Origin of the sequence: Actinacidiphila cocklensis (assembly GCF_907177275.1) — a bacterium.
GTDB lineage: Bacteria > Actinomycetota > Actinomycetes > Streptomycetales > Streptomycetaceae > Actinacidiphila > Actinacidiphila cocklensis.
Genome location: NZ_CAJSLV010000124.1, coordinates 1 through 12,158 on the forward strand (window position 1 = coordinate 1; position 12,158 = coordinate 12,158).

Here is a 12,158-nt window from a genome sequence, read left to right on the forward strand (position 1 = left end):
GTGCGGGAGCCGGCGCCGCGGGGGCGGGCGGTGCCGGGATGGTGGCCGCGGGGGCCGGGGGCACGGGCTGGCCTGAAGCCACCGGTGCGGTGGCGGCGCGTGCCGCGGCACCCGAGGCCCCGCCCTGGCCCGCGGGGGCCGCCGTGGCGGCGGAGCCGTCCGGCTTGTAGTCGGCGAAGAAGTCCCACCAGGCTCGGTCTACCGAGTTCGGGTCCTGGAGGTACTGCTGGTAGATCTCATCGACAAGCCACTCGTTCGGGCCGAAACCCGCTGCAGGGCCTTCGCCCTGCGGTTCGTGGTCGGTCGTGACACTAGAGCTATTGGGGGACTGTGGCGACACGGCGGTAACCGCCCTCTTCCGCTTCACAAGATGGTGGACAGCGGAAATAAAGGCTACGCCTACCGGAGCCTCCACCGCAGGCCCGGGGTGCAGTCGTCGCGCAAGTCACACCCGAAGTATGGTTTCAGGGTCGTTCCTGGCGGGAAACTGGTCCCTCTTGAGGGTTCTCGGGCCGGAAGTCGTCGTCACGCACGGCCTGAAGTGCGCGCACGCTGCGTCAAGGTGCGGCGGCGACGGCACCCGGAAGGGTGACGTGGATGCGGCAGCCCCGAGGGGATTCGGCCACTTCTATCCGTCCGCCGTGCAGATCCACCGCCCAGCGGGCGATCGCCAGACCCAGCCCCGTACCGCCGTCGCCGCCCGGGTGCGAGCCGCGGTGGAAGCGCTCGAAGACCTGTACGCGGTCCGCCTCGGGGATGCCGGGACCCTCGTCGACCACGTCCAGCTCCAGGCTGCCGGGCGCCGGCCCACTGCGCGCCCGTACGGTGACCCGGCCGCCCGGCGGGCTGTGCTTGACGGCGTTGTCCACCAGGTTGGCCACCACCTGGTGCAGCCGCTCGCCGTCCGCGTAGGCCGTCAGCGCCGGCGGCGACACGTCCAGGTGCAGCGGCACGTCGGCCCGCGCCCGGGAGCGCGACCCGCTGCCGCCGGTGCCCATGCCCAGGCTCGCCGTCTTGAGCACCGCCGACAGGTACGGCCACACCTCGAACCGCTTGGCGTCCAGCCGGGTCGCCCCGCTGTCCAGCCGCGACAGGTCCAGCAGCTGGCTGACCAGCTTGCCGAGCCGCTCGGTCTGCTGGAGGGCCAGCCGCATCGTCTCGGGGTCGGCGGCCGACACCCCGTCCACCACGTTCTCCAGCACCGCGCGCAGCGCCGCGATCGGGGTGCGCAGCTCGTGTGAGACGTTCGCCACCAGCTCCTTGCGGTGCCGGTCGGCCGCGGCCAGGTCGGCGGCCATCCGGTTGAAGGTCTCGGCCAGCTCCCCGACCTCGTCCCTGCGCACCCGCGTCACCCGGCGGCTGTAGTCGCCGCCCGCCATGGCCCGGGCGACCGCCGTCATCTCCCGCAGCGGGGCCGTCAGGCCGTTCGCCACGATCTGGGTGATCAGCAGCGACGCGATCGCCGAGAAGATGGTGATCACCCGCAGCTCGGTCGCCGAGTGGATCGCCAGGATCACCAGGCCCGTGGTGATCAGCACCGACACCAGCACCAGCGCCTGCAGCGCCGCCTTGATCGACCGGTAGGGGTCCCACGGCCGCAGCGCCGCCCAGATCCCCGCCCACACCCACCGCCACCAGCGTCTCACCGGCGCACTCCTGCTCACTTCGAGGGCATCTCCAGCGCGTAGCCGACGCCGTGCACGGTACGGATGCGGTCCGCGCCGATCTTCCTGCGCAGCGCCTTCACGTGGCTGTCCACGGTCCTGGTGCCCGACGCGTCCGCCCAGTCCCAGACCTCGGCCAGCAGCTGTTCGCGGGACAGTACCGCCCTGGGCTGCTGCGCCAGGCACACCAGCAGCTCGAACTCGGTCGGTGTCAGGTGCACGTCGGCCCCGCCGACCCGCACCCGCCGCTGCGCGTGGTCGATCTCCAGGTCGCCCAGCTGGATCGCGGCGCCCCGCGGGCTGTGCGCGGCCGTCGCGGCCCGCTCGACCCTGCGCAGCAGCACGTGCACCCGGGCGGCCAGCTCCCGCATGGAGAACGGCTTGGTCATGTAGTCGTCGGCGCCCACGCCGAGGCCGACCAGCATGTCGGTCTCGTCGTCCCGCGCGGTCAGCATCAGCACCGGCACCGGCCGGTCGGCCTGCACCCTGCGGCAGACCTCCAGGCCGTCGTAGCCGGGCAGCATCACGTCGAGCACCAGCAGGTCGGGCTGCCAGGAGTGCGCGGCCTCCACCGCGGCGGGGCCGTCACCCGCCGTCCGCACCTGGAAGCCCTCGGCCTGCAGCCGCGCCGCGATCGCCTGCGTTATCGTCTGGTCGTCCTCGACCACCAGCACCCGGCGCTGAGCGCCCGTCGTCTGCGTGCCGTCCAATTCCGCCCCACAAATTCGTCCTGGAATACCCGGCAGCGTACGGGGCGGGCCGCAGCCGTGACCATCACGCCTTACGACGCCCGGTGTGCCAGGTGCACGACATCCGGCACACCGCGGATCACGGGGATCTCAAGGGTGTGCACCCGTTCGAACCCGGCGGACCGCAGTGCCGCCTCGAAGGTGGCCGACGGCTGTGCCGACCACACTGCGAGGACGCCGCCCGGCGTGAGCCGGTTCCGGCAGGCGTCGAGGCCGCTGGGACTGTAGAGACTGCCGTTGTTCTCGGTGACTGTCCAGTCCGGGCCGTTGTCGATGTCCAGGCAGAGGGCGTCGTACGGCTCGCCCGCACGGTACAGGTGCGCCAGCAGGTCGTCCTGGACGAGGGTCACCCTCGGGTCCTCCAGGGCGCCCTCGGAGTACGCCGCGAGCGGCCCCTCGCGGTGCCACCCCACGACCGCGGGCTCCCGCTCCACGACGTCGATACGCCCCCAGGACGCGGCGGCCGCCCGCGCCAGCGAGAAGCCGACCCCGAGCCCGCCGATCAGGACGCGTGGCGCGTCGTCTCTCCCCTCCAGCGCCTGGAGTGCCGCGTCGACCAGCAGCCGTTCCGACGTGCCGTCGGAGGTGTCCATCAGGAAGCAGCCGTTGGCGATGATCTCGTACGTGCGGCCGCGCTGCCGCAGTACGACCTCGCCGGCCGGGCCTTCCCGCCGCTCCACCACGACGACGTCGCTCTCGCTCAACACGCCCCCACCGTATGCCCTGTCCGCGTTCCCGGGACCTTCCCCCGGTGGCGTCGGGGCGACGGCCCGCCGCAAGGGGCGGTCACCCCGGGGCGCCCGGAGAAGGGCGGGGGGTCTTCGGGCCGTGGACCGCGAGGTACGTGGAGGTGAGCCAGGGGGCCAGGTCCGACAGGAGCAGGGCGAGGGCCGCCGGGTCGGCGGTGGGGGTGCGGGCCCATCGTGCGGCCTGCCGCATGGCCGCACCCCGGTCGGGGTAGTACCCCGCGAAAACCTCGGCCTGGAGGTCGAGCGAGCTGGTCCAGCCGCCCCACCGCGGCATGACGAGCGTGAACCCGGTCCGTACGATCCGCCGGGCCACCCCGCGGCACAGCGCAGTGCGCTGGTCCTCCGAGCCGGCGGCAGCCGCCCGCTCGCGCCACCCGGGCAGGGCGAGCCCGATGTCCCCGTTGGTCTCCCGGGCGAGCAGCCCGTCCGGCCGGTACCGCGGCAGGGCCCCCGCCAGGTCCTCGCCCAGCAGCGGCGTGCACAGGCACGCCACGAAGAACCCCAGGTCGTACCGCTCCAGCTCGCTGAGCAGCGTGTCCGCGTCGTCGAGCAGCAGCCCGACCCCGTCGATGACGGCGAAGTCCGCGTCGAGGCCCGCCTCGACGCGGTCCGCGGCCGCGCGGTCCGCCGCGGACGGCGGCTCGTTCAGGACGACCAGCAGGTCGAGGTCGGACCGCCCGGCGCGAGCCGTACCGCGCGGGATGCTGCCGTAGACGTACGCGCTGTGCAGCCGCCCGCCGGGGAAGGCCGCACGGATGCGGTCCCGCGTCTCGTCCAGCAGGCGCGCGTACGCCGCCGGGACCTTCGACAGCGCGCCCTCGCGGGCGATCGTGCCGTCGGCGGCGAGCCCGGGCCTCATGACGGCGGCGTCCAGACGTAGGGCGTGGTCGTGGTGATGGCGCGCAGGCCGAGCCGGCGCAGGATGGGCGCGCTGTCGTCGGAGGCGTCGACCTGGAGATAGGTGACGCCGCGGTCGGCGGCGAGCCGGGCGCGGGCGGCGACCAGGGCGTGGTAGATGCCGCGGCCGCGGAACCCGGCCAGCGTGGAGCCGCCCCACAGGCCGGCGAACTGCGTGCCGGGGCGGAAGACCAGCCAGGCCGCCGAGACGACCTCGCCCTCCGCCTCGGCGACGAGCACGGCGATCTGGTCGGGCGCCGCCTCGATCCGGCCGGCCAGGTCCGTGCCGAGCCATTCCATGTCCATGCCCCAGACGGTGCTGAGCATCGTGCCGACCCGGGCCAGGTCGGCCGGGTCGGTGGTCTGCCGCAGGGTGACGCCCTCGGCGAGCGGCCGCTGCCCCGCTCCGGCGGCGGCGAGCTCGTCGGCCCGGCCGACGAGCACGGTCTCCTGGTCCTCCGCGGCGAAACCGGCCGCGCGCAGCCGCTCGGGCAGGTCGGCGGGTGCGTCGTGGCCGCGGATCTTCCACTCGACGGCCTCGCCGCGGGCGGCGAAGTAGTCGCGCTGCCGGGCGATCAGCGCGTCCAGCTCCGCACCGCGCAGCCCGAGGTCCTGAGGCGCGGTCACGAACCCGCGGAACTGCCCGACGATCCGCACCAGCGGCCCGTCCTGCTCGTAATGGGCACCCACCGGCCGCACCGGCGGCACCCCGCGCATCTGGGCGTCGTACGCATCGAGCAGCTTCGCGTCGTCTTCGGTCATCCCCCGACGTTACGACGCCCTGCAACCGGTTTTCCGCCGGCTGCGAGCGGCCCCCCGGCCCGCCGCATCCGCGGGTCCGTGCTGGTCACGCCCGTGGAGCAGGCGATCGCTCAGAGCGAACACCCGGCCGGGAACACCGGCGGAGCCCCGTGCATTGAGTGGGGTGTACTCAACTTGCTTGCAGGAGGAGCGATCATGCCGATTGAGTCCATCCCTTCCAACCCGCTGACCCTGCCGGTCCTTCCGCTGGACGGGGAGGTCGTGCTGCCCGGCATGGTCGTGCCGCTGGACCTCACGGACACCGAGGTACGCGCCGCCGTGGAGGCCGCGCAGGCCGCGAATCCCGCCGGGAGCGGGAAGCCGCGGGTGCTGCTGGTACCGCGGATCGACGGGAATTACGCCGCCGTCGGCACCCTGGGCACGGTCGAGCAGGTCGGACGGCTGTCCGACGGCGATCCCGGTGCGGTGATCAAGGGCCGTAAGCGGGTGCGGATCGGCGCGGGCACCACGGGACCCGGCGCCGCGCTGTGGGTCGAGGGCACCGTGATCGAGGAGCCCGTACCCGCCGAGTCGCCCGGCACGGTGGCCGAGCTGATGAAGGAGTACAAGGCGCTGGCCACCAGCTGGCTGCGCAAGCGCGGTGCCTGGCAGGTCGTGGACCGGGTGCAGCAGATCGACGACATCGGCCAGCTGGCCGACAACTCCGGTTACAGCCCCTACCTGACCGCCGAGCAGCGCGTCGAGCTGCTGGAGACGGTCGACCCGGTGGCCCGGCTGCGGCTGGCCATCCAGCGGCTGCGCGACCACCTCGCCGAGCAGGACGTGGCCGAGACGATCCGCAAGGACGTCCAGGAGGGCATGGAGAAGCAGCAGCGCGAGTTCCTGCTGCGCCAGCAGCTCGAAGCCGTCCGCAAGGAGCTGGCCGAGCTGAACGGTGGTCAAGAGGATCCGGCCGATGAAGGCGCTGCCTACCGTGCCCGCGTCGAGGCCGCCGACCTGCCCGAGAAGGTGCGCGAGGCGGCGATGAAGGAGGTCGAGAAGCTGGAGCGGTCCTCCGACGCCTCGCCCGAGGGCAGCTGGATCCGCACCTGGCTCGACACCGTTCTCGAACTTCCGTGGAACACGACCACCGAGGACACCTACGACGTCGCCGGCGCCCGTGCGGTGCTGGACGCCGACCACGCCGGTCTGGACGACGTCAAGGAGCGCATCACCGAGTACCTGGCGGTGCGCAAGCGCCGGGCCGACCGGGGCCTGGGCCTCGTGGGCGGTCGCCGCGGCGGCGCGGTGCTGGCGCTGGTCGGCCCGCCCGGTGTCGGCAAGACGTCGCTGGGCGAGTCGGTGGCGCGCGCGATGGGCCGCAAGTTCGTCCGCGTCGCGCTCGGCGGCGTGCGGGACGAGGCCGAGATCCGCGGCCACCGCAGGACGTACGTCGGCGCGCTGCCCGGCCGGGTCGTGCGCGCCATCAAGGAGGCCGGGTCGATGAACCCGGTGGTGCTGCTCGACGAGATCGACAAGGTCGGCTCGGACTACCGCGGCGACCCGGCCGCGGCGCTGCTCGAAGTCCTGGACCCGGCGCAGAACCACACCTTCAGGGACCACTACCTGGAGGTCGAGCTGGACCTGTCCGACGTGGTCTTCCTGGCCACGGCGAACGTCCTGGAGTCCATCCCCGAGCCGCTGCTCGACCGCATGGAGCTGGTCAGGCTGGACGGCTACACCGAGGACGAGAAGGTCGTCATCGCACGCGACCACCTGCTGCCGCGCCAGCTGGAGCGGGCGGGCCTGGACGCCGACGAGGTGACCCTGGAGGAGGGCGCGCTGCGCCGGCTGGCCGGGGAGTACACCCGGGAGGCCGGGGTGCGGGCGCTGGAGCGTACGGTCGCGCGCATCCTGCGCAAGATCGCCGCCCGGCACGAACTGGGCGACCAGAAGCTGCCCTTCACGGTGGGACCCGACGACCTGCGCGGGCTGATCGGCCGGCCGCACCACGTACCGGAGTCCGCGCAGGACCCGGAGGAGCGGCGGACGGCGGTGCCCGGGGTGGCGACGGGCCTGGCGGTGACCGGGGCCGGCGGTGACGTGCTCTACATCGAGGCGTCTCTCGCCGACCCGGAGACCGGCGGGTCGGGGCTGCAGCTCACCGGGCAGCTGGGCGAGGTGATGAAGGAGTCCGCGCAGATCGCGCTGTCCTTCCTGCGCTCGCACGGCGCCGAGCTGGAGCTGCCGGTCGGCGACCTCAAGGAGCGGGGCGTGCACATCCACGTACCGGCCGGTGCGGTGCCCAAGGACGGGCCGAGCGCCGGTGTCACGATGACCACCGCGCTGGCGTCGCTGCTGTCCGGCCAGCGGGTGCGCACGGACGTGGCGATGACCGGTGAGGTCTCGCTGACCGGCCGGGTGCTGCCGATCGGCGGGGTCAAGCAGAAGCTGCTGGCCGCGCACCGCGCGGGTATCACCACCGTGGTGATCCCCAAGCGGAACGAGCCGGACCTGGACGACGTCCCCGCCGAGATCCTGGACGTCCTCGACGTCCACCCGGTCAGCGACGTCCGCCAGGTGCTGGCCCTGGCCCTGGCCCCGGCGGACGCCGGCGCCGAGCCCGAGCTGCCGCAGGTGGCCGTGGCGGCCTGACCGCACGGAAGCGGCCCCTTCCCCCGCACCCGGGGGAAGGGGCCGCCGCCGTGCCGGGGCTCAGCCCTTGGCGTAGGCCTGGACACGGTCCAGGGCGCCGTTGAAGCGGTCCTGGTCACCGGGGAAGGTGCCCGAGTCGGCCCACTGCCAGAAGGTGTAGTAGCCCCATCCGGCCGGCAGGGTGCCGACCGCGGTGGAGTAGCGGGCCACCCAGAGCGCGTTGGCGCCGAACGCGCTGCTGTTGCCCGTGCAGGTGCTCCACCAGCTGGTGGACGTGTAGATCGTCGGGTAGCGGCCGGTCTTGGCGTGGTATTCGTTCGAGAACGACGTGATCCAGCTGACCATGGCGCTGGCGGACTTGCCGTAACACGTCGCGCCGTAGGGGTTGTACTCCATGTCCAGAGCGCCGGGCAGCGTCTTGCCGTCGCCCGACCAGCCGCCGCCGTGCGCCACGAAGTAGTCGGCCTGCGCCGCGCCGGTGGACACGTCGGGCAGGGCGAAGTGGTAGGAGCCGCGGATCATGCCGACGTTGTAGGAGCCGTTGTACTGCTGGGTGAAGTAGGGGTTGGTGTACGAGGTGCCCTCGGTCGCCTTGATGTAGGCGAACTTCGAACCGTTGGACCAGGCGCCGGCCCAGTTCACGTTGCCCTGGTAGCTGGAGACGTCCATGCCCGGGGTCTGGGTGACCATCGGGGTGACGGCCTTGGCGTCCGCGGCGGAGCCGGCGCCCTCGTGGATCTTGATCTGGGAGCCCAGCCAGTCGAGGTCGGGGTGGGTCATGTGTCCGGAATTCGCCGCGTGCGCCGTGCCGGGTGCGGCGAGCGCCATCGCGAGCATCGTGACGAGTGAACCGGCCAGCAGCGCGAGCCTGGTCCGGACCGAGCCGTTGCCGTGCACGACGGAGAAAACTCCGTGGGACATGCGTGCCTCCAGTGGGGGACTCGGCATGACCTTGGGATGGTCATGACAGTGGGACGGTACGTGGGACGCTACGCGCGTGGAAAGAGGGTCCTGTTACCGCCGTTGGTCTACTCCTGCGAAATACTTGACGTGCTGCGGAAACCACCGTGTGTGAAGACAACTTTCAGGCGTTGAAAGCGGGATTGCAGTGATCGACGCGCGCAATGCGGCAGATGTGACGGGTGCCGACCCCTCGGCGGACGCGCTGGAGCGGGAGCTGACGGTGCTTTTCCGCCGCGCCAGGGCGGCCTCGGGCGAGCTCGCCCGGGCGGTGCATCCGGACCTGGAGCCGGCGGCGTACGGGCTGCTGGTCCGGCTCCAGGAGGCCGAGCCGGAGAGGGCCACCGACCTGGCGTCCTACTTCGGGGTCGGCAAGGCGACGATGAGCCGTCAGCTACGGGCACTTGAGGCTCTCGGGCTGGTCGACCGCGAGCCCGATCCGGCGGACGGCCGGGCCTTCCTGATGCGGCTCACCCCGGGCGGCAGGGAGCGCTTCAACCGGGTCCGCCGGGCCCGCCGCGCGGCCTACCTGCGCCAGCTGTCCGGGTGGGACCGGGGCGACCTCGCGGACCTCGCGCGGCTCCTCCACGACCTCAACGAATCGACCGCGGAAGTTCTGTGACCTCCGTACCCCCACCGGGGTGACCGGACCCCGCCGGGGGAGTCAGAGGGCGACGAGGACGGCGGTGGCGTCGTCGAAGGGCTTGCCGCGGGGTACGTCCGCGCCCAGCGGATCGGCGGACTCCTGATCGCGCACCCGGGTGAGCAGCCGCTCGGGTCCCGCCTTGTGCAGCAGGGCGAGGGTGGACGCCCAGTCGTCGGTGCCGAAGACCTCCACGCCCCGCGCGGCACCGTCGCTGAGCGCGGCGAAGGAGCGGACCGACGCGACCGGCACGCGGCCGGTGACCGCCTTGGCGGCGACGGCCGGATCGGCGGCGGCCGTGAAGAAGCCCCCCGGCAGGTTCCGCAGCGGAGCCACCCGCCGCCCCGCGGCCCGCAGCCGGTCGATCCGGTCGTCCAGCACCGCGGTCACCGAGCCGTCGGCGCCCTCCACCAGCAGCACCGAGTCGGAGAGCACGAGGTGCTCCAGCTCGTCCGCCCCCCACCGCACCGCCACCACGGTGGCTTGCGGAGTGAGCGGGTGAGAAAGCTCACACGTGCCCCGGTGGGCGTCCGCCGTACCGGCGATCGCAATCGACAGACAGTCGGCAAGTGTGATGTCCGGCCGCGAAACGGACAGTTCGAGCAGCGCCCCGCCCAGCCGGGCGGTGAACCACGGCACCGAGTGGACGCAGTTCCCGTTGTCCGGCGGCGGGGTCACGCCGTCCAGCAGGACCAGCGCACCGCCGTGACCACCGGCGGGCAGCGCCACCGCCACGAAGTCCTCGTTGGGGGCGCCGGGCGTCCCGGGAGCCGTCGCCGTCTCGATACGCATGGCCTCAGTGTGCAGCAGCCCGCGTTCGAACCGTTCGACCGGGCGGTCGGTCGGCCCGGCTGTGGGCGGGCATCCTGTCAAAAGCCGCCCGGCGGCGCCAGTATGCGCGCGGCGCGGCGAAACGGTGTCCGCTCTACTCGGCTTGTCCGGTGTGTCGCCGGTGCGATTCACTCGTTCGAGTGTCCGGGGGAGGGAGGCATGGCCCCCCTCCTGGCGGGACTGCAAGGGTCGTGTCAGCCCCTGCATATTCCCGGGGAACTCCCGCCTGCGATACGTGATTGCGAGCCAGAAGTGCGTGAACGACGTCAACCGCGTGCGCGTCGGGTCAGGCAGCGCATGCTCGCCGCCCTGCTGGTCTGCGCCACCGCGGTCATGGCCGCGGCTGCGCCAGGCGTCGCTCTGGGCGTCGGTGATCTGACGGCGGCGCAGGACCGGGCCGCAGCAGCCGAGCTGGCCACCCGCACCACCGTCCTGGCCCACGACCTCGCCGACGAGCGGGACGACGTGGCCGCACTGGTCGCGGCCGGCACGAAGGCGCCGAAGCTTCCCGCCGCGGACGGGACCCGTACCGACCGGCAGCTGCGGGACGTGCTCGCGGCCGGCCCGCCGGCCGATCTGCGCACCGCGCTCGCCGCGCTGCCCCGCACCCGCGCGGCGGCGCTCGCGGCGCAGCCGGGGAAGCAGGGCGTCCAGGCCGTGGTGACCGGGTACCAGCCCCTGATCGACGCGCTCGGGCGGGCCGGGGAAGGGCCGGGCGCCGACCCGCTCACCCGGCTGGCAGGCGCCGCCTCGGTGCAGCGCGGGCTGCTGGTGGGCGCACTCACCCAGGGCGGCACCCAGCCCTCGCTGGTGGCCGCCGCGCAGTCGGCCAGGCTCCAGGAGGCCGCCGCGCTCGCCGACTTCCGCGCCACCGCCCCTGCCGACCTGCGGGACCGCTACGACAAGACGGTGACCGGCGCCGACGTCGCGAAGGCCGACCAGGACACCGCGGCGCTGCTCGACGCGCCCGAACTCACCCGCACCGACCGGGCGATCGGCGCCGCCGCGGTGAAGTCCGCGCTCACCGCGCGCATCGGCCTGATCCGCAGCGTCGAGGCGTCCGCGGCCGCCGACCGGGTCGCGGCCGCCACCGCGCACCGCAACCACACCGTCACGGTCCTCGAACTGCGGTCCGCGCTGGCCGCGTTGTGCCTGCTGCTGCTCGCCGGGGCGCTGGTCGCGCTCTTCCGCGGCCTGAACCGCCCGCTGGCGGCGCTGTACCGCTGGTCGCGCACCGACGCCGAGAGCGGCCAGGGCGTCGAGGTGATCGGCCAGGACGAGTACGCCGCCGTCGCCCGCCGCGCCAACGCGCTGACCCACGAGGCGCAGGCGCTGCGCGCCCGCGCCGCCGAGCTGGCCGGCGAGCTGACCGTGCAGCGCGGCGCCACCCAGGGCACCAGGGGAGCGCTGGCCGGCGCCGTCGCGGAGAAGGACGCCCTGCGCCGCGCCCACGACGAGCTGATCGCCCATGTCGCGGACCTGGACCGTGAGTTGAGTGCGGCGGCGGTCCGCAATGCCGCGCACATGACCCATGTCAGCCTCAGCCTGCGCACCTTGGGCCTGGTCGAGCAGCAACTCGCCCTCATCGAGGGCATGGAGGAGCAGGAGCAGGACCCGGACCGGCTCGCCACGCTCTTCCAGCTCGACCACCTCGCCACCCGGATGCGCCGCAACTCCGAGAACCTGCTGGTGCTCGGCGGCACCGAGCACAGCCACGGCGCCACCGCCCGCCCGGTCCCGCTGGTCGACGTGGTCCGCGGCGCGATCTCCGAGGTCGAGCGCTACGAGCGGGTGCGGATCGAGGTGCTGCCCGCCGTCCGCGTCGCGGGCCGGGCCTCCGACGACGTGGCCCACCTGATCGCCGAACTCCTCGACAACGCCACCGGGTTCTCCGCGCCGACCACCGAAGTCCTGCTGTCGGGACAGCTGATGGAGACCGGCGAGGTCGCGGTCGCCGTGGTGGACGCGGGCATCGGCCTGCCCGCGGAACGCCTCGACGAGCTCAACGCCCTGCTCGCCGACCCCGATCCGGCACCGCCCGGCGCGGTCGCGGGCATGGGCCTCTACGTGGCGTCGCGGCTGGCCCGCAGGCACGGCGTCCGGGTGCGGCTGCACCCGCTGGCGTCCGGCGGCATCCAGGCCGTGGTCGTGCTGCCCGGCCTGCTGGTGCCCCCGGTCGACCCCGACGAGCCGCCCGTCACCCCGCTCGACCCGGCCGCCTTCACCGGCGGCGACCCGCGCCGCTACGCCGCCGCCGCGCCCGCCGGCC

General features: G+C 73.4%; 11 protein-coding genes. 3 read left to right on the forward strand and 8 right to left on the reverse strand.

Features of this window, described 5'->3' with window-relative positions; genetic code table 11:
* The 6 genes from NFU81_RS41550 to NFU81_RS39375 form a co-directional block, all read right to left on the reverse strand.
* Positions 1–340 (reverse strand): 2-oxoglutarate dehydrogenase E1 subunit family protein (locus NFU81_RS41550; RefSeq protein ID WP_251501753.1); only part of this gene is annotated, 340 nt, incomplete at its 3' end.
* A gap of 217 nt (positions 341–557) precedes the next feature.
* Entirely contained in the window at positions 558–1,646 is a 1,089-nt protein-coding gene (locus NFU81_RS39355; protein ID WP_251501756.1) for a HAMP domain-containing sensor histidine kinase, read from the reverse strand.
* Positions 1,647–1,660: 14 nt separating this feature from the next.
* Positions 1,661–2,374, reverse strand: a complete 714-nt coding sequence (locus tag NFU81_RS39360) for a response regulator transcription factor (protein WP_251501758.1) — start codon at positions 2,372–2,374, stop codon at positions 1,661–1,663.
* Between the two features lie 71 nt (positions 2,375–2,445).
* Complete coding sequence (locus tag NFU81_RS39365; protein ID WP_422665400.1) at positions 2,446–3,120, reverse strand: spermidine synthase family protein; 675 nt, start codon at positions 3,118–3,120, stop codon at positions 2,446–2,448.
* 79 nt (positions 3,121–3,199) lie between these two features.
* A complete protein-coding gene (locus NFU81_RS39370; RefSeq protein WP_251501761.1) occupies positions 3,200–4,021 on the reverse strand; it encodes a nucleotidyltransferase domain-containing protein in 822 nt (273 codons plus the stop codon).
* Positions 4,018–4,821: a GNAT family N-acetyltransferase gene (locus NFU81_RS39375; RefSeq protein WP_251501764.1), complete on the reverse strand. Its 804-nt coding sequence runs from the start codon at positions 4,819–4,821 to the stop codon at positions 4,018–4,020. The genes NFU81_RS39370 and NFU81_RS39375 overlap by 4 nt, the downstream gene beginning before the upstream one ends.
* 195 nt (positions 4,822–5,016) lie before the next feature.
* Here NFU81_RS39375 and lon point away from each other — a divergent pair, with 195 nt between their 5' ends.
* The gene (lon, locus tag NFU81_RS39380) at positions 5,017–7,455 is read left to right on the forward strand and encodes an endopeptidase La (RefSeq protein WP_251501767.1); all 2,439 of its coding nucleotides are present in this window, start codon (positions 5,017–5,019) and stop codon (positions 7,453–7,455) included.
* Between the two features lie 60 nt (positions 7,456–7,515).
* On the opposite strand, the gene NFU81_RS39385 is transcribed toward lon, so the two are convergent.
* The gene (locus tag NFU81_RS39385) at positions 7,516–8,376 is read right to left on the reverse strand and encodes a lysozyme (RefSeq protein WP_251501770.1); all 861 of its coding nucleotides are present in this window, start codon (positions 8,374–8,376) and stop codon (positions 7,516–7,518) included.
* 214 nt (positions 8,377–8,590) lie between these two features.
* Here NFU81_RS39385 and NFU81_RS39390 point away from each other — a divergent pair, with 214 nt between their 5' ends.
* Complete coding sequence (locus tag NFU81_RS39390; protein WP_251501772.1) at positions 8,591–9,037, forward strand: MarR family winged helix-turn-helix transcriptional regulator; 447 nt, start codon at positions 8,591–8,593, stop codon at positions 9,035–9,037.
* A gap of 42 nt (positions 9,038–9,079) precedes the next feature.
* Here NFU81_RS39390 and NFU81_RS39395 read toward each other — a convergent pair whose 3' ends face one another.
* Positions 9,080–9,850 (reverse strand): hypothetical protein, encoded by a 771-nt coding sequence (locus NFU81_RS39395; RefSeq protein WP_251501775.1) that lies wholly within the window; start codon positions 9,848–9,850, stop codon positions 9,080–9,082.
* Between the two features lie 336 nt (positions 9,851–10,186).
* On the opposite strand from NFU81_RS39395, the gene NFU81_RS39400 reads away from it, so the two are divergent.
* A partial coding sequence (locus tag NFU81_RS39400; protein WP_251501778.1) for a sensor histidine kinase occupies positions 10,187–12,158 on the forward strand: 1,972 nt, incomplete at its 3' end.